Here is a 21,588-nt window from a genome sequence, read left to right on the forward strand (position 1 = left end):
GGACTATGCTGACTATCGATTTGCATCAACTTATCCGCCGTTTAACGCCGCCGCTGATGACAGCACTGGAGGAGGCGGCACAGGAGTGTGTCCGCCGCCGCCACCGCGCGGTCACACCACTGCACTGGCTGCTGGTGATAGCAGGCTGCCGCGAACTGACCTGGTGCGCGGCACCGGCGGACAACAATGCGCTGCAATACAGTCTGAATGATGCGCTGGCGCTGCTGCCGCAGGCGGCGGATGGCTCACCGGTGTTTGCGCCGGAGCTGACAGAACTGCTGAAACAGCTCTGGCTGCATGTCTCGCTGAATCAGGGCGGACAGCACATCAGTGAGATCCATATTTTACAGCTGCTGCGCCAGACGGCATGCAGCGGTGTTCCGCCTGCGGTGACGGCATGGGCGCAATCGCTGGATCCGCAATGGCTGGCACAGCAGATAACTGCACTGCCGCAGGCATCCGCACCGGCAGCGGGCAGTACCGGTGGTGAGACGCTGCTTTCCGCGTATGCCCGCGACCTGACTGCCCTGGCGCGGGCGGGAAAACTGGATCCGGTGATTGGCCGTGACAGTGAAATCCGTCAGATCCTCGATATCTTCTGCCGCCGCCGCCAGAACAGCCCGATTATGGTCGGCGAGGCCGGGGTGGGAAAAACCGCGATTGCCGAAGGGCTGGCTCAGGCGATTTGTGACGGCAATGTGCCGGAACGTCTGCGCGGCTGTGAGGTGTGGGAACTGGATCTGACCGCATTGCAGGCGGGGGCGGCTATGAAAGGGGAATTTGAACAGCGCCTGAAAAACCTGCTGGCGGAGATCCGCGCCGGCAGCGCTGAAAAAATCATCTTTATTGATGAGGCGCACACCCTGATCGGTGCAGGCAGCACGGCAGGACAGGGGGATGCCGCCAATATTCTCAAACCGGCGCTGGCAAGAGGGGAATTCAGAGCCCTGGCGGCCACCACCTGGTCTGAATACAAACAGTTTATCGAACCGGATCCGGCGCTGACCCGGCGTTTCCAGCCGGTCAAAATCGCACCGCCGGATGAGGCCACCACCCTGACCATTCTCCGTGCCCTGAAACCGGTACTGGAGCAGCATCACGGCCTGCCGGTGACGGAGGCGGCCTGTGAGGCGGCGGTACGGCTCTCGGTCCGCTATCTGCCGGAACGGCAACTGCCCGATAAAGCCATCAGTCTGCTGGATACCGCCTGTGCCGGGTTATCGGTTTCGCAGTCGGTTACCCCGGACAGTGCGGCAGAGGCTGTGGATGACAACCAGATTGCGGCGGTGATTGCGTTGTGGACCGGTATTCCGGCCGGGCATCTGGCGGCGGATGATATTTCCCGCCTCAGCAGCCTGGAAGCGAAAGTCGCGGAGCGGGTGATCGGTCAGACCGCCCCGGTGGCGGCGGTAGCACAAGCTATCCGTATTGCCCGCAGCGGACTGAATAACCCGCAGCGGCCACAAGGTGTTTTCCTGATGTGTGGCCCGGGCGGTACCGGAAAAACCGAAACCGCGCTGGCGCTGTGTGAAGCCCTCTGCGGTGACGAGCGCCGGATGGTGACGCTCAATATGACCGAATTTAAAGAGCCGCATAAAGTGTCCATGCTGCTGGGTGCCCCGGCGGGTTACACCGGTTACGGCAAAGGCGGGGTGCTGACTGAAGCGGTGCGCCGCAACCCGTACACTATTTTACTGCTCGATGAGATGGAAAAAGCTCATCCGGCCATTCATGACGTGTTTTATCAGATTTTCGACAAAGGCCGCATTACAGACAGCGAAGGGCGGGAGGTCGATTTTCGTCACACGATCATCATTATGACCAGCAATGCGGCGGAGGATGAGATTGTGGCGCACTGCGGTGATGAACGCCCCGGGGTGACAGAACTGGTGCCGCTGATTTTTCCGGCGCTGTTACGTCATTTCCGGCCATCGTTTCTCGGGCGCACCACCATTATTCCGTATTACCCGCTCAGTGATACGGAAAGAGCGGCAATTGCCCGGCTGGCGCTGGACAGAGTGGGTAAACGCATTCATGAAACCTATCAGTGTGAGTTCAGTTATTCAGATGAATTAATCACTTATCTGTTATCACTGCCTTATTCAGCAGAAACCGGCGCAAGAGCGGTTGAACAGGGGGTGACGGGTAAACTTCTGCCGCAGATTGCCGAAGCCTGTATTGAAAAACGCAGACAGCAGACTGCCATTACCCGGGTTTTATTATCAGTCACGGATAATAAGCCTGTTGTTTCTATTGATTAACACCAGGAACACCGCTATGTCATTGACGATTCGGATAGTCAGCGCACCGGAGCACAGCAGCACACTGCCGCAATACTGTTTTGACGGCAGAGACGGCACCATCGGGCGTGATGCTCAGGCCGATATAGTGCTGGATGACCCGCATTCCCGTATTGAGGATACGCACGCCACATTCCGCTGCACGACCGCCGGTTATATCCTGACGGACACCAGTCGTGACGGGGTTTTTATCAACAACCGGCAGGAGGCACTCGGGCACGGTACCGACTATCTGTTACAGGACGGCGATATGCTCGGCATCGGGGCGTTCCGGCTGCTGGTGTCCTGTTTTTCCCCGCTGAGCAGCGCGCCTCAGCCGCTGAGTACCGCTGATGAAGAAACGGCACTGCACAGCTTGTTCACCCCGGCGGATGATAACAGCTGTTTTGATGACGATCCGTTCCTCGGCACCGCACCGGTGAAAAAACCGGCACCGCATGATATCCGCTACCGTTTTTCAGCGGTGGCCCGGCCTTACGGCAGTCCGGTGCCCGCACCGGAACCTGTTGCGCAACCGGAGATTGTGCCGGTGATCACCGCACCGTCTCCGGTTATTTTACCGCCGCTGCCGCCGGTACCGGCCGGTGACAAACTGGTGCTGCTGCAATCACTGCTGCCGGAAATCAGTCAGGCACTGAGCGCGGCGGCGGAAAAAATCATCCGCGATATCTCTCCGCAGCACCTGGAAGCCCTGCACCGCGACCAGAAAATTGCTGGGAAAATTGACTACTGGCAGACCTATAAACGGTTTTTCAGTCAGCAGATTGCGGATGACAATCTGAAAAACAAGCTGACGGATTATTTCCGCAGTGAATTTTACACCCAGATTATTCAGTCATCATGAAACACCGTATTTCTTTGTTTATATTTATTTTTCTTTTTCTCGGCCCGGTGTCCTGTCAGTTCGGGACAGCGCCGGAAACCGGGATATTACGGGTGCTGATCCGGGCAGAAGAAAACAGCAACCCGAATGCCGACAACCAGCCCGCGCCGGTTGTGCTGCGGATCTACCAGCTCAGCAGTGACGAAATCTTTCAGCGTGAGCGTTTTATGCCGCTGTGGCAGCAGGATCAGGCGCTGCTAAAAGAACAACTTCTGGCCCGCAAGGTGACGGAGCCGGTCTATCCCGGCAGCCGCGAAACACTGCTGCTGCAATTACAGCCCGGTACAACACACATCGGCGTGCTGGCGGGTTTCTCTGCGGCGGCGCAGGCGAAAAATAAGCAGGTGATTGCGGTGTTACCGCTGCCGCTGATGCAAGTATCACTGTTCCTGGACGGACAGGTGTTGTCACTCACCGCGGGGGCAGACGATGAATCATGAAACCGCCGGTGTCTGGTGGCAGGAGGGGTTATTTCTCCGGCCGGCGCATTTTATCTGTGAGAGCCGCCTGCACAGCGATTGTCTGCGGGATGTGACACAGCAGCTGAGCGGCGGCATGGCCGGATTTTCCCGGCTGGTGACGGATGAATCGCTGACCGGTGCCGGAAAGCTGACGTTGTTACAGGCGCACGGCGTGATGCCGGACGGCACACCGTTTGTCACCGATGTCCCGCTGAGTCTCAGTCTGGACGGACTGTCCGGCGATATGACCTTTTTGCTGACACTGCCGCTGAGCAGTGCGCCGGATCGCTTTACCGCAAAACCGCTCAGCGTGAGTGAAAACCGTGCGGGGCAGACCCGTGGACCGGTGACGATCAGTGCCGCGTATCTGAATTTGCAGTTGAAATGCCAGTCACAGTGCCGTGACGATGAAACCGGGCTGGCGGTCGCCCGGTTGCATTGCCGTGACGGTGGCGGATACCCGCTGCCGGAGCCGGAATTTTGTGCGCCGTTCCTGTTTGTGCAGGACAATCCGTGGCTGACCCGCCGGGCGGAGGATGTGCGGCTGTTGCTGGCGCAACGGTTGCAGCGGCTGTACAGCACGCCGGACGGTGAAACGGCCTGTCTTCATTTACAGCCGCTGCTGACACAGCTGCAAAGCCTGACGGCAGGGGATCGCATTACCAGCCGGGATTTTTACCGCTTCTGTCTGCATCTGCAATCTGTACTGTGTGCGCTGACCGGTGCGCCGCCGCCGGAACCGCAGCCATGGCGTAATGAGGATCACGCCGGGTTGTTCTCCCCCTGTCTTCAGTCACTGAAACAGCGTCTTGCCCCGCAGACGCGGCAGCATGTACAGCCGCTGAGCTGGGATACCCGGCTGCTGACTTCCCGGCGTTTACTGCGGCTGGCCTTGCCGGAATCCGCTTTTGCGGAACAGAGCCGTCTGATCCTGGAATACCGTGACGACAGCGGCAGGCCGCCGGATGCGGCCCGTACAGCCCGTTTGCTGAAACTGGCCGGAAATAATCAGATAGCCGCCTGTGTCAATAACGGGCTGACCGGCATTCCGCTGCTGTCACTGAACAGCGCCCCGGACGGGAGCACACCACATCCCGGGGCGATTTATTTTGAACCGGATACCCGCAGCCCGCTGTGGGCACAGGATGATCCGGTTCTGGCGTTACATATTGACGGCCAGTTGCCGCATGCCCGGCTGAGTGCTGTTCTGATCACACGGAGGTAATCAATCATGGAAACAGATTCCGGACACAATGTGCTGATCAGCGCCGGGCAGCCGTTACTTCAGGCGCTGATTATGCTGGCACAGGGGGGAACACCGCCGGATCTTACCTTGTTCCGTCAGCAGATGTTACAGGGCGTGAGCCGGTTTTACCGGATTTGTACAGCCCGTCAGCTCCACCCTTCTCTGACCGGAAAGAGTGCGTTTGTCTGGTGTGCGGCGCTGGATGAGGCGGTACTGAGCACATCGTGGGGGGCGGAATCAGTCTGGCAGGAACACACCCTGACCGGTGCGGTGTTTCAGAACCGGCGCGGCGGCGAGGCGTTTTTCCGCTATCTGCACCTCGCGCTGCATAACCCCGTCCCGCTGCGGGATTTCCTCGAATTACAGTTTTATCTGTTATCACTCGGCTTCCGCGGGGAGTACCGCACCCGTCCGGAGGCGCTGGCAGCCTGCTATACCCGGCTACGTCATATTCTGATCAACAGCAGACCGGCAGTGCTGTCCGCACCACCGGGCCGCTGTACAGACCGGAATCGTCCGGCGAAACGGATCCCGCTGTCACTGATTTTTTCCGGTTCACTGTTGCTGTATGCAGCATGCCGGGTGGCGGCAGATCTCAGTTATCAGCAGCTATTACAGCAACTGAGTGACGCGCTGGCGGCCCTGTTCTGAACAACGGAGATTGGTGATGAAAATCAGAACCGCAATGCTGTACGCACTGGTGATCCTGCTGCTTGCCGGACTGACCGTAACCGCCTGGTATTACTGGCTGACTCAGGGCGGCAGTGTGCTGTTACCGGTGTTTGTTTCTCTGCTGAGCCTGAGTCTGGCGGTTTACGGGCTGCTCAAAACCGCGTGGCAGACAGAGCCGGATGTGCAGCAGTTACAGCGGCAGCAGCAGTGCCGTGAACTGCGCCATTATCTGAAACAGACCTGCCGCCGTCTGCGGCGCAGCGGTGGTGTGTCCCGGCGGGATCCCGCCCGGATCAGTACTTACTGGCTGTTGTGTGAGGATCTGCCGCAGGCACAGGCCTGTATGCGTCAGCACGGATTTACCCCGGTGGCGCAGGAGCAGGAGCCGTTCTGCTATCAGGCGGGTAAGACGGTGATCCGTATCAGCACACCGGCGTGGCTCACCGGTGACGGCGGGCCGGAGAGTGCCCGGCAACTGGTACGCCTGAATCCGTCTCAGCCGCTGAACGGGTTTATTTTACTGTCTCCGGCTCCTGCCTTTGCCGCACTCAGTGATGAACAGGCAATACAGGCCGGTCAGCAGCATCATGCGGCCTGTATCGGGTTTTCTGTTCTGCTCGGGTGCCGTCCGCCGCTGCATCTGATGCTTCCGGGGCTCGGCAGTGTGCCTGCACTGCGCCGCTGGTTTGCGGATCCGCAGCGGGCACAGTTTTGTCACAGCACGGATTTCAGCCGCGAGCGGAAGGTCTTGCCGGATGCCCCGTTTGCACAGTTTACCGCTGATTTAATGCTGTCATTACAGCAGGAACAATTCACCGCGCTGACAGCAGAACAGCCGGAGCATAATGCGGCAGTGCTGTCATTTCCCGCACAACTGGCGGCGCATCTTCACCAGCGGACGCGCTATGTGGCGGCGTTACAGCACCAGCGCACAGCAGGCACACATCTGGTGCTGTCATCGGCATTATTGTGTGCGGCGGAATGTGCGCATCAGTATATTGCCACGCCGTTGTTTGAACGGGTCATTCATGGCCGTGATGACGTTATTTGTCAGGCACGGGAACGGCGCAGACTGGTCGGCTATTGCCTGGCCGTGATGTTATGTCTGGCGGGTACCGCTGCTGCCGGGGTTTTACAATGGCGCAGTTTTCAGGAACAGAGAGATTCACTGAACGGGCAGAGGGATTATCTGTCGCGGGTTGCGTCAGCACCGGCCGGAGAGCGGGTTCACCGCCTGCATCTTTTACAGCCGGTAATTGCGGAAATCCGCCGTGAATACCACAGCCGCTGGTTTTCATCCTCTTTGCTGCCGCTGTACCGGGATTATCAACAGCAGATCCGCAAGGTACTCTTCCCGCTGCTGGCAAAACAGCGGGAACAACGTCTGCAGCGGGCGCTGGCAGAATCATCCCCGCAGCTGTTACAGGCGATTGATGATTACCGGCAGCTGTTTGCCGATAACCACCGGGGGGCAGAGATCAGCGATACGGACAGCGGTGATGATGTGCTTTCCCTGCTGGCAGATTACCCTGTTCAGCCGCTGACAGCGGAGGAGCGCCGTTTATACCATGCCGGGCTGGTGGCACAGGCGCGGCAAAAAGTGGCGGCGTCAGATCCTGCACTGCATCTCTATCCGGTGCTGCGGGAACAGTTTCTCCGTAAGCATGCCACAGTGCCGCTGGCAACGTTGTTTCCGGCGGATATTACCCCACTGTTTCAGCCGGGCAACCGCTTTTTGTCGGTTCCGTACACCATGACCAAAGCAGGCTATACTGCCTGGCAGGCGCAGTGGGAGGATGCGGATTTTCAGACGCAGTTTGCTGCCCTTATGCAGCATTGGCCGGACAATGTACAAGCGTCACCGGAAAGTATCATTGTGCAAATTAACCGGCAGTATGACGAGGAATACATCCGCTACTGGCAGCAGTTTTTGTCATCGCTGACACCGCACCGCGCCGGTTCACCGGAAGCCCTGATCGCCGTACTGCAGCTGACAGAGCAGCCGTTCAGTGATCCGCTGATGGCGCTGGTGCGGGGGATCAACAGCAATACCACCTTTGCGGCGGCGAAAGCGGAAACGGGACCGGATCTGAAATCCGGGCAGCAGACCGCCTCTCTGCTCGGGCTGAGTAAAATCAGCAGCAAACTGAAAAAAGCCGGACGACTGCAATCCGCCTTCAGCAAATATAAAAAAGCGGATGAACCGGCAGGAATACATATTAACCGTGCTTTTTCCGCCTGGCACGCCTTACTGACAGCGGAAGGGACACCGTCACCGGCACTGACCGCATGGCAGCAGTCAGTGGTATCACTCCGGCAGCACTGGCAGCAGGGAATGGCATCCGCTGACCCGCAGGAATGGAGTTACCAGCAGTTCATGCACGGCGGAGAACCGCCGGAGACCGGGCCGGGAAATAGTCCGCCGCTTCCGGAGAGCCTGCTGCGGCAATGGCGGCAGACCGCAGCACAATTACAGGCCGGTCTGGCGGCGCGTTATCTCGACAGACAATGGCAGGCAACGGTGTATCCGTTCTGGCGGGATCGGCTCGCCCCTTATTATCCGTTCAGCCACAATGCACAGGGCGTGAAACCGGATGATCTCCATGCTTTTCTGGCCCCCGGCGGTGTTATGGATGCCTTTATGCAGTCACTGCCGCCGGATCATCACAGCGACCCGTTGTATGCGGCACTGAGTCAGCCGGAAACACAGACAGAACAACTGAGACAGCTGTTTTATGCGGATGACCGCACGGCACTGAATATGCGGATCTCACTGCGCCCGGTGGCACTGACACCGCAACTGTCGGGGATCCGGCTGGCACAGGGCAATGATACGCTGATTTATCAGCATGGCCCGGCGGTCTGGCAGGATTTTTACTGGCCGCCCGCCACGGATGCAGAGCCGCTGACGGCAGACTATTTCCGTCACGGCAAACCGGTTTACTCCGCCTCTTATCCGGGGGAGTGGGGATTGCTGCGCTGGCTGCTGACGGCGCAGTCTCAGGGACGCGCTGCCTCACCGGAAAGTGTTATAACGGAAAACGGTTATATGTTCCGCTTCCGCAGCCGGATCAACGGCAGACCGGTATCGTCACCGGCGGCGCTGTTTGCGGAGTACCGTCTGCCGCCGTCACTGTTCAGCCGGGGAAATCCCGCTGAAAATCCACAAAATCCCGCTGACCGGTGAAGGCAGAGAACGGTGGCGCTGTGGCACACTGTGTGCTCTGTCAGGCTGAATAATGAGTATGATGTTATGGAAAACTATGCCGATCAGCCCCGTCCGCTTACCGTGACACTGGATAACAGCGCACCGTATGTGGCGACCCGTCTGAATGCAAAGGAGTCGTTATCAGACGGCACATGGCTGGAAGTACACTTTATCAGCCCGTCACCGCCGGATCAGGCGCTGCCGGGCAAAATGGTGGTGGTGACCTGTCATGAGCGGACCTTTGCCGGGCTGGCACAACAGATTGAATGTGACGGTTTTCATCCGGATAAACAGCTCTATTTTTACCGCATCACAGCGGTGGATCCGCTGACGTTTCTCCGTCACGGGCGGCAGCGGCGCTTATTTCAGAATCAGAACAGCAGGGGGCAGATCAGCACACTGCTCAGTTTGCATCAGCTGGCGGCGTTTATCCGTTTTTCCCTCAGCGGCGACGGTGAAACCCGTCCCTGTGTGTGTCAGATGGATGAAAGCGACAGCGCCATGATCCGCCGGATAATGGCAGGACAGGGCTGGTTCTGCCTGCGTAATCCGGACAATGCCACCCAATGGACAATCACCGACGGATTACAGCATGCTCCGTCCGCCGGAGCGATCTCCGCCCGCCTTATCACACCGTTCCGTGCCTGCCGCCGGGTCAGCAGCGGGGTATTTTCCGCAGAAAACTGGTCACAGGAACAGCATCACAGCCGTACTGAGCAGCATACGCTCTCCGGCAGCGGTACCACACAACAGACGCACTATTATGACGGACAGCCTGCCACCGCGCGGTTTGCCTGTGAGGCTGAAGCGGCTGCCGCGCAATACTATGAGGCGGGGTCGGCGGTGATGGCGCTGTGTGCCGGTATGCGTTTCCGGCTGAATGATCATCCGGCGGCGGAATATAACGGCGAATATTATATCAGTGAGATTACACATGCCATTGACTGCGGTGAAAGCAGCGGCAGCCCCGGATACAGCAACACGTTCCGTTGTCATCAGACCCGCACACCCTTTCGTCTGCCGCCGGTTTCTGCTCCCCGTTATGACGGCATTCAGGCGGCGACCATCGTTGCCGGTGACGGAGACGAAACCTGTTATGACGCACAGGGGCGGGTGAAAGTCCGTTTCCACTGGGAAGAGGATAATCAGGACAACGGGTTATCTCAGGCCTGGCTGCCGGTGCTTTCACACAGCGCGGGGGCCGGGGCGGGGATTCAGTTTCTGCCGCGTGCCGGGGATGCCGTAGTGGTGCAGTTTCTCAACGGTGACCCGGATAAACCGGTGGTGACCGGCGCACTCTGGCATCAGAATCACGCCCGGCCTTTCACCGACCCGCTGACCGGCGGTATATACAGCCGCTCATCCCCGGCGGGTGCAAAGGGGAACGGCAATCAGCTGCGCTTCGAGGACAAACGGGATGAGGAGTGTCTGGCGCTGGCGGCACAGAAGGATTTAACCCTCAGTGCCAACAATGACTGGACAACCCTGATTAAAGGCAACATCCGCTGTGAAACAGAAAAAAATCTGACCATCAGCAGCAAAGAAAACACGCAGCATCGGAGTGATAAACAATGGCAGCTGAAAGCAGCGGAAGGGATCGCCCAGAACAGCGGAAAGAACCTGATATTACAGGCGGACAGCGCACTCTCCGCAGATGCGAAAACGATCACCTTATCCGCATCACAGACACTGACACTGACGGCGGGCGGCAGCAAAATTGAGCTGTCTGCGTCCGGCATCACGTTACAGGCACCGCAAATCACCCTGAAAGGGAACGGCAAAATCGGCCTGGAAAGTGCGGTGCTGGCGATGTCCGCGCAGGCAAAAGCACAACTGAGCGGTGCGCTGGTGGAAATCAGCGGCTCGGCAATGACGGAAGTCAAAGCCGGTGCGATGGTGCAAATCAGCGGTGCGCTGACAAAAATTAACTGAGGAACGGCGATGCTGAACAAAATGCCTTACAGCAGCGCAATGCTGGTGATGAAAAATTATACCCCTTCCGGGGAAGCTGCGGCGCTGGCGGCACAATATCCGGCACCGGCGGATTTTCTGATCGCCGCGCAGCAGCAGGCGCATTATGGGGATGCCGTGCTTTTCCTGGCGCACGGTCTGCCGCTGAAAGAGGCGCTCTGGTGGGGATATCACTGTGCGCAACAACTGACAGAATGGCGTGATCAGGAGCGGCGTGTGCTGGAAAGCGTCAGGGACTGGATAACCCGATCCGGTGAATCAGAGCGCCGTGCCTGTGGTGATGCGGCAAAGCAGCAGGGATTATCCTCGGCAGCGGGCTGGCTGGCACAGGCGGTGTTCTGGAGCACCGGCAGTATGCTGGATGCCGGACAGCCCCCGTTACCGGCACCGCCGTTTTTATATGCGCAGGCACTGAGCGGCGCAATAAACCTGATGGCAGTAATGCCGGACGGTGCGCACATTGCGGAACATTACCGGACATTTCTGGCACACGGGCTGGCGGTGGCCCGGGGGGATAAACAATGAAACCGGCAGCCAGAAGCGGTGATATGCATCTGTGCCCGGCCCAGACACCACCTGTACCGGTGCCGCATGTCGGCGGCCCGGTACTGCCTGCCCCGGCGACAGTGCTGATTGGCGGCTTACCGGCAGCCACGCTGGGACAGCTGTGTCTGTGTATTGGTGTGCCGGACAGCATCATCACCGGCAGTATGACGGTGCTTATCAACAACAAGCCCGCCGCCCGGCTGGGCGACAGCACGGCACACGGCGGCACGGTTATCACCGGCCTGCCGTCAGTGCTGATCGGCGGATAATCTGATTTCAACAATAAAAAGGGAATTTTATGGCAATATCAGCAGCAGATGTCAAAACCGGTCTCGGATACGTGAATACTATCGCCGGAAGCGGGGCGCTGAACGGCGGACTGACCATTCTGGATGAAAAGATCATGGCCGCAGAACGCACCAAAATTGCGCAGTCGGTAAAGAAAATGTATTCGACCTCTATTTCTCAGGCGCTGAGCATCCGGACACATACTGCGGTGATGGTCGGTACGGACAGCACACAGCGCACACACCTCGACAGAGAGGTCATCGGCGGCAAAAATCTGCTGGCGGAAACGGCGGATTATTATGAAAAAGGCCGCGGTAATCTCTCTTACCGTTTTATGCGCAAAGCAGCGGATATCGGGCGTACGCAGCTGAAACGGAACCTGGCCTCCGGACTGACCGCACCACTGGCCTTTATTCCGGACGGCGGGATCAGCAAAATGGTCGCATCCTGTGCACTGTCTGTGATGGAGCAGGGGAAAGCAGTACGCCGTATGCGCAAGATCAGGCATTATATTCATGATAAGAAAGACGTCGCTGCAGAAATCGGTGAGACTGAGGCGCAGCGCAAATCGGCCAAATGGAGCTGTAAAACCCTCAGTAAGCTCGGCGGTGATTTGCAGCGCAATCTGTATAAGCTGAAACAGTCCGTGGTGGTATTACAGAGCCGGGGACAAAGCACACAGCAGCGGATCGATATGGTGAATGCCCACAGCCACAATCATCTCGGCAGCCATGATTTATCCATGATCCGGGGAGAGCTGACGGATCTGGCAATGAGTTTTCATGAAAGCCTGCATTATGTCGAAAAGGTCACCAACATGTGTACGCTGCTGGATGCGGCGAGTTGTGAAATTAAAGCGCATATGGCGAATATGCTGGAATTGCTGGAAGCAACCGAATCCACTCTGATGTCGCAGGGGGATAATTTCTTCCGCTGAATCTGATAACCGGCACCGTTGTGTAAAACACAGACGGTGCCGGTATTTTCCGTTATGCTGCAGACCAGTCAATCGGTTGCTGAGAATATAATGGAAACGGAAAATCGCCTGCACTGCCTGAAACAGTTGTTACAGACCCACACCGCAGAGCGCAGCGGCGGGTGGGATACCGCCGTTCCCGGTCTCGCATTGTGCCGGTGGACAGCCCCGTCACAGGCACAAACCTGGACTTATGAGCCCGGTATCGCGCTTGCGGTTCAGGGCGCAAAACGGATCACACTCGGGGATAATACATACTGTTACCGTCCCGGGGATATCCTGCTGACATCCGTGGATATTCCCGCGATTGCGCAGGTCTGTGAGGCATCAGAACAGGCACCGTTTCTGGCACTGCTGGTCAGTCTTAACCTCGGCGACCTGCCGGCACTGATGCAGGAAAGCGGCTTTCAGCTGCTGACATCAGAACCTGCCATGCCGCAGGCGGTATGCCCGGTCACAGAAGCACTGCTCAGTGCGGTCTGCCGCCTGGTGGCGCTGCTGGACAAACCGGATGATATCCCGGTCATGGCACCGCTTATCCATAAAGAAATGCTTTATTACCTGCTGAAAAGCGGCCAGGGGGCCCGGCTTCAGCTGATGGCCGCACATAATAAACAGTGCCGCCAGATAAGCGGCGTACTGAACTACCTGAAAGCGCATTTTGATCAGCCGATATCGGTGGAGACCCTCTGCCGCCATGCTCAGATGAGCGAATCCTCATTTCACCGCCATTTCCGCCGTGTTACCCGTATGAGCCCGCTGCAATATCAGAAATGGCTGCGGCTGAATGAAGCCCGCCGTTTGTTGCTGGTGGAATCGGCGGATGCCTCGGAAGCGGCGTTCCGGGTCGGGTATGAAAGTGCCTCTCAGTTTAACCGTGAATACCGGCGGTTATTCGGCTTACCCCCCGGACAGGATAAAAAGCGGGTTCTTCTCTGACCGGTGTGTAATTTCCGGGCAAAATGACAGGATCAGGCAAACATCAGAGCGGACAGGCTAACGTATTTGCGGGACAGGCCGGTTAGGATAACGGGATTGACGACATCATTCCTGAGTGAGTAACACAATGAAAAACATCTTTATTATTAACGGTTCAAAAGAATTCGGCGGCTCTGACGGCAAATTGAATGATCACATGACAGACATCGCCCGCTGTCATCTGACAGAAAAAGGCATGAATGTCCGCGTCACCCGTATTGATGATGGTTATGATGATGAACAGGAAGTACTGAACTACCTGTGGGCGGATGTCATTATTTACCAGATGCCGGCCTGGTGGATGGAAGGGCCGTGGATTGTGAAAAAATACATTGATGAGGTATTTACGCAGTCTGACGATCGTTTTCATATTAATGACGGGCGCAGCCGCCGTGACAGCAGTAAAAAATATGGCTCCGGCGGTGTGCTGACCGGTAAAAAATACATGTTATCCGTAACCTGGAACGCACCGCAGGACGCCTTTGAGGATGAAACGCAGTTCTTTGAGGGGCGGGGCATCGACAGTGTGTATTTCCCGCTCCACAAAACCAACCAGTTTACCGGGATGACATCACTGCCGACATTTGCCTGTTTCGATGTGGTGAAAGATCCGCATATTGATGCGGATATCCGCCGCTATCTGGCTCACCTGGATGTGAATATCGCAGGCTGAATCTTCAGCGGGCCACTGATGCCAGGCGCAGGCCGAGGGCGATAAAGGTGGTACCGACAAGGCGGTCAATCCAGTAATGCGCTTTCGGGCTGCCGGAGATCCGTGCAGCCAGTGTCCCGGCAATCAGTGCCAGTGTGGTATCAGTGCAGAACCCGAGCAGGGCATAGGTTGCGCCGAGCAGCAGGAACGATTCCGCGTAATAACTGCCGCCAGCCGCAATAAACTGCGGGAAAAAGGCAATAAAAAACAGCAGCACTTTCGGATTGGTCAGCGTGGTGATAAACCCCCGGATCAGAATCGATTTTGCGGCTGCCTTCGGAATCACCACTTCTTCGTTATCATCAGCTGTCTGCCCGCGCTTTCTGAGTGTGCCGAGGATCATTTTGGCACCGAGAAACGCGAGATAGAGAGCGCCGAGATATTTAATCACGGTAAACAGTGTCGGTGACGCGGCAATAATCGCTCCCAGCCCGACCGCCCCTGCAATGGCATGCACGCTGCTGCCGAGCATCACCCCCAGTGCGGACAAAATACCGGCTTTGCGGCCGTTGGCCAGGCTTTGTCCCAGTACATAGGCAATATCCGGCCCCGGCGTTACTGCAAAGATAAAAACAGACAGTAAAAACAGTGGGTAATGGATAATATCCAGCATGTGACAGCCCTCCGCAGTCAGAGAAAACGTTATATTATGGCGGATATAATGCCATTAAGTATGATCTGCTGGCAAATGACATTTTTACCGGTTATTTATACGCGCATATTGATTTACTGAATTATATAAACTTGTTCAATATTTATAATGAATTATTCACGTCATTACGTGGCCGGCTGAAAAAAACAGAGGCAAAAGAGCACACCTGAAAAGAGTGTTTCCGGATGACAGATAGTGTAACAAAACGTAAAAGCACGGCTTTACATCCGGGAAAGTGTATTATACTCAGCTGCACCAATATTACCGTGTCATCGATTAATTAACTGAATTAAAAGATGATATTTTACTTTTGGCCTTATTTTTGTTGTGGATATCGCCGGATATCTGCGAACTTATTTTTCATTGTAAATGATAATTATCTGATACTTATCACTGTGTGTGTGGTTTCTGCGGATAACTAATCACAACAGCCTGACACAGGTAATTTGCGACAATAACCGCAGTGATTAATCGGGATTTCTTATCAACCGGTGACCGGAGCCGTCCGGTTGCCGGACGATATATGTGACGCCGGAAATACCGATTACGGCGTTCACTATCCGCAGGAGAATGCAGTTGAAACACCTATTTTTCAGACAACGGCGCCGCCGTTTACTCACCGCGTTATGTGTCTTCCTTGTTATCCTCGCAGGCTACGGGGTATACAACGCAATCCGGATGAAGGCAAAAGGCGTTGAGGAACACTACACACACCGCGGGGAGATTAAACAATATTCTTTGCGTGACGGCAGCCTGCTGAAGCTGGATACGGAGTCACGTGCCGTAGTGGCCTATGATAACGGCAGCCGGGCGGTAAAATTACTGTCCGGCCGGGCGCGTTTTGCCGTCAGTGATAACCGTGAGGAGTTGCGTCCGTTCCGGGTCACCGCTAATGGTGTGCGGGTGGAATCCGGTAACGGTAACTTTGTGGTCGATATTGAGGATAATAAAGTCTCGGTCTGTCCGCTGGATCAAACGGTGACCACCTTTTTTGACGGCAAAACCGAAACGGTGGGACCGGGACAGCGTCTGGAAATTCTGCCGGAAGGCCGGGCGAAAGTATTTCAGCGCACATATACCGATATCGACTGGTTATCGGGCTCACTGATGCTGAATAATATTCCGCTGTCAGAAGCGATTGAGATGATCAACAGCTACCGCGCGGTACCGGTGGTTTTGCTGAATAATGATAAAAAAGACATAATTGTGGATCGTGTACTGCATCTCAGCCGTCTGGATGAAGAGGTTGAGGAGATGATGCGCTCCCTCGGGCTGACCCGCGAATCACTGCCGGGCTCAGAGGCCTACCGCTGATTTGCCTGTCCGGTGATAAACGCTGACTGTCCGGCAACAGCAGCGGTGGCTGATCACCGGTATAATGATACGGAATATTACCCTGATTAACCGTTGTACAGCAGACAGAGAGACCGATGACATCAGCAGAAATTGAATGGGCGGATTTTGAAAAAGTGGAACTGCGGGTCGGTGTGGTACTGACCGCAGAGCTTAATCCGAAAGCCCGTAAACCCGCTTATATCTTTACGGTGGATTTTGGTGAGTTTGGCGTGAAAACATCCAGCGCACAGGTTACCGTGTTATATAAACCGGAAGAATTAATCGGGCGTCAGGTATTATGTGTGTGTAATTTTGCCCCGAAACGGGTGGCCGGTGTGAAATCAGAAGTGCTGATCACCGGTGCCGCCAACGCAGACGGGGATATCGTTCTCGCGGAGTTTTCTCTGCCGGTCCCGGCTGGTCACCGCCTGATGTAACACCCTGCGCCTGTCGTTTTCCGTACTCACAGGGGCATGCCATGAAACGACCTGTTATCTCATTACGCAGCTATCAGCAGGAGACCCTGGAACACCGTCATGATGACAGGTGGCAGCTGGTGCTGGGCGGCAGTGGTGCAATGGAACTGACGGTCGGCAGTGACAGCGGTTCAGTGGAGCAGGGGCGGATGGCGGCGATCCCGCCGGGATATCATCACCGTTTCTGCGGCACCGGGTATAACCGCCAGGTGGTTCTGGAACTGCCTGCTGACAGCTTTTTCCTCACATCCCCTGATTCCCTGTGGTCAGTCCTGCCTGATGCCACCCGTGCTTATGCGGACTGGCTTATCCGTTATCCGCAGATGATTGATCAGCACCCTGAAAGCACACACATGCTGCTGGCTGAGCAGCTTGCGGCGCAGTTACAACCGGACAGACGCTGGCTGCATACACTGACACAACAGCTGACCGCACGTCCTGATTACCCGTGGACGGTCAGTGAGATGGCATCGTGCTGTGCATTATCGGCCAGCACCCTTCAGCGCCGCCTGCTGGCGGCCACCGGTAAAACCCCGGCGGTTTTTCTGACAGAAATCCGCCTGCGCCGGGCACACCATCTTATCTGCCATACTCCGCTGACTCTGCCGGACATTGCGCTGCGTTGCGGCTACAGTACCCAATCCTCCCTGACCAGTGCGTTCCGCCGTTTTTACGGTGACACGCCGGGCAGCCTGCGCATAAAAAAAGGGTGAGCCGAAGCTCACCCTTTCTGTCTTTATATACTATCGCTGTCAGGCAGATTTGTTGTCTGCGCTTTGCAGCATTTTCCGCACCGGCACAATCAGCACACACAGGACCGCGGCACAGATAAGCAGGGCAACAGAAACGTGTGAGAAGAAGCCCGGCAGGTTCATCAGCTGATCCGGACGGACATTACCGCCCATGATACCGGCTGCGAGGTTACCCAGCGCACTGGCACAGAACCACAGACCCATCACCTGACCGCGCATTTTCATCGGCGCCAGCAGTGTCATGGTTGCCAGACCAATCGGGCTTAAGCACAGCTCACCCAGGGTCAGCAGCAGGATACTGAACGTCAGCCACATCGGGGAGACACCGGCACTGGTTTCAATCACGCGTTCGGACGCCATCATCATCACCGCAAAACCACCCGCTGCGAACAGGACACCGAACATAAACTTGGTGATACTGCTAAGGTTCATATTACGGCGCGCCAGGGCAGGCCATAACCAGCTGAACACCGGGGCCAGTATAATGATAAACAGGGCGTTGATGGACTGGAACCAGACGGTCGGGATTTCAAAACCGAACAGGTTACGGTCAGTGTAATCCTTCGCAAACAGGTTGAATGATGTTGGTTTCTGTTCAAACGCAGACCAGAACAGGGCGGCGGTGACTAACAGAATAAAACAGACAAACAAGCGGATGCGTTCACTGCTTTGCAGACCGGCAAACACAAACAGGTAGATGAAGTAGAGAATAACCATCCCGGAGATGAGGTAAACCATGTTGGTGGCAACCAGCATCGGGTTGAACGGGATAACATCGCCGGCGATCAGGGCAGTGACAACCGCGATAACCGCTGCCGCCAGACCTACCCACATGCCGACATTTTTGCGCGCGACCGTCGGGCGATCCCAGCTGGAATCCATACCGACTTCACCGTCATACTGACGCATCAGCGGTACCGCGTAGAAGCGGAACACCAGCAGGGCCACTAACATCCCCAGACCACCGATACCGAAGCCCCAGTGCCAGCCGAAGTTAGGCACTAACCAGCCGGTCGCCAGCGGCGCGATAAAGGAGCCCATGTTAATCCCCATGTAGAACAGGGAAAAACCGCCGTCACGGCGTGTATCGTCCTCTTTGTACAGTGTACCGACCATCACCGTCACACAGGTTTTAAATAACCCGGTACCGATAACGATAAACAGCAGACCGACAAAGAACAGCTTTGGTGACCAGATTGCCGACAGGGCAATCGAGAGGTGACCCAGTGCAATGAGAATGGAGCCGTACCAGACCGCGAGACGCTGTCCGAGCCAGTTATCCGCCAGCCAGCCGCCCGGCAGGGAAGTCAGGTAAATCGCACCGGCAAAAATACCGACGATAGCGGATGCCTGTTCACGCGGAATATCCATCCCGCCTTCATAGACGGTGGCTGCCATAAACAGGATCAGTAACGGACGGATACCGTAGAAGGAGAAACGCTCCCACATCTCGGTAAAGAACAGTGAGCTCAGCGGGTAAGGATGCCCGAAGAAAGTACGTTTTTTGTTTGTTGTTGATTGCATCTGTAATTTCCCAAAGGTTTATTCCGGAGAATAAGCCTGAAAATGGTAAGGATAAACAGTTCCTGTTAACAAAATGATACTTTTGCGTATCAATAAACATCCTGTCTTATTAAAGTATTATTAACACACTTATCGTGAATCGTATTCACTTAAAGCACGTTTTCTATTTTATAAACCATTTTTTAGATGAAATGTCGACAAAAATCTCATTTCACAAGACTTATTTATACAAAATGTGAGGGTGTCTATTGACAGAAGATGTGGATTATGAAGCTTACATATGTTTACAAAATTATTTTAAATCAACCAGTTAAAGTTTATTGATAACGTAAAGATGAAATTTCAGTAACAAATGGCTGACAGTGAAAAGTAACCGGATGAAAACCGGCGATATCTACCCGATATCGGCGGATTTAATTTTCTGAACGCTCTGCGATTTTATGCACCACCACGAATAAAACAGATTAAACAGTACAACCGCAGCGGTGAAATAAAAGACAGAAGCGAAGCCGAAATGCGCAGCCACCCAGGCACCCATTAACGGTCCCGCAACATTGCCGGTATCACGCAGTGCCTGGTTATAGCTGAAAATCCGCCCGGCAATTTCATGGGAGATATGATAAATAATCAGGGTTTGTACGGCAGGCAGCAGAGCGGCATTGACGGCACCGAGCAGAAAACGCAGGGCACCGAGCTGCCAGTAATGGGTGACCCAGGCCATCGGCAGGATGACAAACACAGAGACCGCCAGCATGGTAATCAGCACTTTATCCGGCCCTATCCGGTCACTCAGTTTTCCGAGTCGCGGCGCGCTGATCAGTGCCGCCAGTCCCGGTACAGAAGCAATTAACCCGCTGATAAACGCCAGGTTTTCAGTATGTCCGCCGAGTTCGCGGATATACAGGGTGATAACCGGGCTGACTGAGCCCGCCGCAATCTGAATACACATTGTGGTAAAGAACAGACAAATCACCAGGCGCGGATTTTTTATCGCTGCAAAGACCTGTTTTGTGTTGAGGGCATCTTTGCGTGATGCCGGTGTGAAGTTTTCACGGACAAAAAACAGCGTCACGAAAAAGCAGATAAACAGTACGGTGGCGGTAATATAGAAGACGGGGCGCAATCCGGTCTGATCCGCCAGAAAACCGCCGATAAGCGGGCCGATAAGTGCGCCGCTGACGGCACCGGTGGAAAGCGTGCCCAGCGCCCAGCCGGTGCGCTTGACCGGTACCTGAGTGGCAATCAGGGCATTGGCATTCGGCACGAAACCGCCCAGCAGCCCGAGCAGGGCGCGCAGAAACAGCAATTGCCAGACATTCTGCGCAAAGCCCATCAGCAGCATGACAATCGCCATACCGAGCGCGGAGCGAAGCAGCATCAGCTTACGGCCTTTGCGATCAGAGAGTTTGCCCCAGAAAGGCGCGGCAATGGCAGAAAACAGGAAGGTAATACTGAATGCCGCCCCCGTCCACAGATTGAGTTCCTCATGGTCTGTCACCCCGAGCTCTTCCACATAGAGCGGCAAAAAGGGCATGATCAGGCTGAAGGCGGCACCGGTCAGAAAACAGCCGAACCACACAACATAAAGATTTCGTTTCCAGTTACGGTTGGGGGCTTTGTTCTGCATCAGGGTAGTAATTTAATTCCTTTTTTAATGGACTTTATCCCGGTCATGATAGAGGGATGGTTCGCCTTCCGGCCGTGTTTTGAAGCGCCGGTGCAGCCACATATATTGTTCCGGGGCGCGTAAAATTTGTTTTTCCACAACATGGTTCATAAAGGTTGCGGCAGCCACATCATCATCTTCCGGAAAACCGTCCGCAGGGGGCTGGATCAGCAGTTCATAGCCTTTTCCGTCCGGCAGGCGGCGCGGTGTGAACGGGATCAGTGCTGCACGACCGGCTTTGACCAGAATAGACGTACCGGTGGTGGTGGCAGCTTTCTCCACGGCAAACAGCGGGGCGAACACACTTTTGCGCGGGCCGTAATCGTGATCCGGTGCATACCACAAAATCTGTCCGTCACGCAGGGCGCGGATCATCCCTTTGACATCCTTGCGGTCGAGCATGGATTTGTTGGATCGCAAACGACCGGTGGTCTGCATCCAGTCCATCACCGGGTTATCGTTCGGACGGTAAACCCCGATGCCTGGATTGAGCATACCGAAAATCCGTGCGCCCAGTTCCAGGGTCAGGAAATGGATGCCTATCACGATAATACCTTGTCCGGATGCCTGTACTTTCTGAATATGTTCGCGGCCTTCGACCTTAAACCAGCGTTTTACCCGCCAGTCCGGCCAGAACCAGGCCATTCCGGTTTCAAACAGCCCCATGCCGACGGATTCAAAATTCGCCACCACCATCGCCTTGCGCTTTTCTTCCGGCATATCCGGAAAGCACAATTGCAGATTGCGGTCAGCAATCTCCGCGCGGCGTTTGAGAAAACGCATGGACAGACGACCAAGACGGGTGCCCAGCCAGTAAATCACCGGATACGGCAGCAACACCAGTACATACAGTACACCCAGGCCAAACCAGGTCAGCCAGTAGCGGGGATGCAGAAACGAGCGTTGAAATTCAGGAGCTGTAATCATAGTCAGACATCGTTA

19 protein-coding genes are annotated in these 21,588 nt (G+C 55.7%); 15 read left to right on the forward strand and 4 right to left on the reverse strand.

Annotated elements, in window-relative coordinates:
* Positions 1 to 5: 5 nt before the first annotated feature.
* From ACF8OF_RS08020 to ACF8OF_RS08075, 12 genes are all read left to right on the forward strand, one after another.
* Positions 6 to 2,261 (forward strand): AAA family ATPase, encoded by a 2,256-nt coding sequence (locus tag ACF8OF_RS08020; RefSeq protein ID WP_392496248.1) that lies wholly within the window; start codon positions 6 to 8, stop codon positions 2,259 to 2,261.
* A 16-nt stretch (positions 2,262 to 2,277) separates the two neighbouring features.
* Positions 2,278 to 3,144, forward strand: coding sequence for an FHA domain-containing protein (locus tag ACF8OF_RS08025; protein ID WP_392496249.1), 867 nt, complete (start codon positions 2,278 to 2,280; stop codon positions 3,142 to 3,144).
* A complete protein-coding gene (tssJ, locus tag ACF8OF_RS08030) occupies positions 3,141 to 3,623 on the forward strand; it encodes a type VI secretion system lipoprotein TssJ (RefSeq protein ID WP_279796163.1) in 483 nt (160 codons plus the stop codon). Before ACF8OF_RS08025 ends, tssJ begins: the two co-directional genes overlap by 4 nt.
* On the forward strand, positions 3,613 to 4,869 hold the full coding sequence (gene tssK / locus ACF8OF_RS08035; protein ID WP_392496251.1) for a type VI secretion system baseplate subunit TssK: 1,257 nt from the start codon (positions 3,613 to 3,615) through the stop codon (positions 4,867 to 4,869). The genes tssJ and tssK overlap by 11 nt, the downstream gene beginning before the upstream one ends.
* Before the next feature lie 6 nt (positions 4,870 to 4,875).
* Positions 4,876 to 5,541 carry a type IVB secretion system protein IcmH/DotU gene (icmH, locus tag ACF8OF_RS08040; RefSeq protein WP_392496253.1) on the forward strand — a complete coding sequence of 222 codons (666 nt, stop codon included), beginning with the start codon at positions 4,876 to 4,878 and terminating at the stop codon, positions 5,539 to 5,541.
* Positions 5,542 to 5,557: 16 nt separating this feature from the next.
* The gene (locus ACF8OF_RS08045; protein ID WP_392496255.1) at positions 5,558 to 8,749 is read left to right on the forward strand and encodes an ImcF-related family protein; all 3,192 of its coding nucleotides are present in this window, start codon (positions 5,558 to 5,560) and stop codon (positions 8,747 to 8,749) included.
* 66 nt (positions 8,750 to 8,815) lie between these two features.
* A complete protein-coding gene (locus tag ACF8OF_RS08050; RefSeq protein WP_392496256.1) occupies positions 8,816 to 10,702 on the forward strand; it encodes a type VI secretion system Vgr family protein in 1,887 nt (628 codons plus the stop codon).
* Positions 10,703 to 10,711: 9 nt separating this feature from the next.
* Positions 10,712 to 11,266: a DUF6931 family protein gene (locus ACF8OF_RS08055; RefSeq protein WP_392496257.1), complete on the forward strand. Its 555-nt coding sequence runs from the start codon at positions 10,712 to 10,714 to the stop codon at positions 11,264 to 11,266.
* Entirely contained in the window at positions 11,263 to 11,556 is a 294-nt protein-coding gene (locus ACF8OF_RS08060) for a PAAR domain-containing protein (protein WP_279796157.1), read from the forward strand. Before ACF8OF_RS08055 ends, ACF8OF_RS08060 begins: the two co-directional genes overlap by 4 nt.
* 29 nt (positions 11,557 to 11,585) lie before the next feature.
* Complete coding sequence (locus tag ACF8OF_RS08065) at positions 11,586 to 12,512, forward strand: hypothetical protein (protein ID WP_392496258.1); 927 nt, start codon at positions 11,586 to 11,588, stop codon at positions 12,510 to 12,512.
* A gap of 90 nt (positions 12,513 to 12,602) precedes the next feature.
* Positions 12,603 to 13,490, forward strand: coding sequence for an AraC family transcriptional regulator N-terminal domain-containing protein (locus ACF8OF_RS08070; protein WP_392496259.1), 888 nt, complete (start codon positions 12,603 to 12,605; stop codon positions 13,488 to 13,490).
* Positions 13,491 to 13,617: 127 nt separating this feature from the next.
* Positions 13,618 to 14,202 (forward strand): NAD(P)H-dependent oxidoreductase, encoded by a 585-nt coding sequence (locus ACF8OF_RS08075; protein WP_354621497.1) that lies wholly within the window; start codon positions 13,618 to 13,620, stop codon positions 14,200 to 14,202.
* Positions 14,203 to 14,206: 4 nt separating this feature from the next.
* Here the strand turns inward: ACF8OF_RS08075 and ACF8OF_RS08080 are convergent, their stop codons facing one another.
* Positions 14,207 to 14,854: a LysE family translocator gene (locus ACF8OF_RS08080; protein WP_262882048.1), complete on the reverse strand. Its 648-nt coding sequence runs from the start codon at positions 14,852 to 14,854 to the stop codon at positions 14,207 to 14,209.
* 615 nt (positions 14,855 to 15,469) lie between these two features.
* On the opposite strand from ACF8OF_RS08080, the gene ACF8OF_RS08085 reads away from it, so the two are divergent.
* The 3 genes from ACF8OF_RS08085 (at position 15,470) to ACF8OF_RS08095 (ending at position 17,417) form a co-directional block, all read left to right on the forward strand.
* Positions 15,470 to 16,207 carry a FecR domain-containing protein gene (locus tag ACF8OF_RS08085; protein ID WP_392496260.1) on the forward strand — a complete coding sequence of 246 codons (738 nt, stop codon included), beginning with the start codon at positions 15,470 to 15,472 and terminating at the stop codon, positions 16,205 to 16,207.
* A gap of 116 nt (positions 16,208 to 16,323) precedes the next feature.
* Positions 16,324 to 16,665 carry a tRNA-binding protein gene (locus ACF8OF_RS08090; RefSeq protein WP_262858779.1) on the forward strand — a complete coding sequence of 114 codons (342 nt, stop codon included), beginning with the start codon at positions 16,324 to 16,326 and terminating at the stop codon, positions 16,663 to 16,665.
* Between the two features lie 41 nt (positions 16,666 to 16,706).
* Positions 16,707 to 17,417, forward strand: a complete 711-nt coding sequence (locus ACF8OF_RS08095; protein ID WP_392496262.1) for an AraC family transcriptional regulator — start codon at positions 16,707 to 16,709, stop codon at positions 17,415 to 17,417.
* 39 nt (positions 17,418 to 17,456) lie between these two features.
* Here the strand turns inward: ACF8OF_RS08095 and ACF8OF_RS08100 are convergent, their stop codons facing one another.
* The 3 genes from ACF8OF_RS08100 to ACF8OF_RS08110 all read right to left on the reverse strand — a co-directional run bounded on the left by ACF8OF_RS08100 (position 17,457) and on the right by ACF8OF_RS08110 (position 21,573).
* Entirely contained in the window at positions 17,457 to 18,980 is a 1,524-nt protein-coding gene (locus ACF8OF_RS08100) for a peptide MFS transporter (RefSeq protein WP_262858777.1), read from the reverse strand.
* A 394-nt stretch (positions 18,981 to 19,374) separates the two neighbouring features.
* A complete protein-coding gene (mdtG, locus tag ACF8OF_RS08105; RefSeq protein WP_392496263.1) occupies positions 19,375 to 20,607 on the reverse strand; it encodes a multidrug efflux MFS transporter MdtG in 1,233 nt (410 codons plus the stop codon).
* Positions 20,608 to 20,631: 24 nt separating this feature from the next.
* Positions 20,632 to 21,573: a Kdo(2)-lipid IV(A) acyltransferase gene (locus tag ACF8OF_RS08110; protein WP_392496264.1), complete on the reverse strand. Its 942-nt coding sequence runs from the start codon at positions 21,571 to 21,573 to the stop codon at positions 20,632 to 20,634.
* Positions 21,574 to 21,588: the final 15 nt, after the last annotated feature.

Source organism: Morganella sp. TYF_1 (assembly GCF_043105645.1).
Classification (GTDB): Bacteria; Pseudomonadota; Gammaproteobacteria; order Enterobacterales; family Enterobacteriaceae; genus Morganella; species Morganella morganii_B.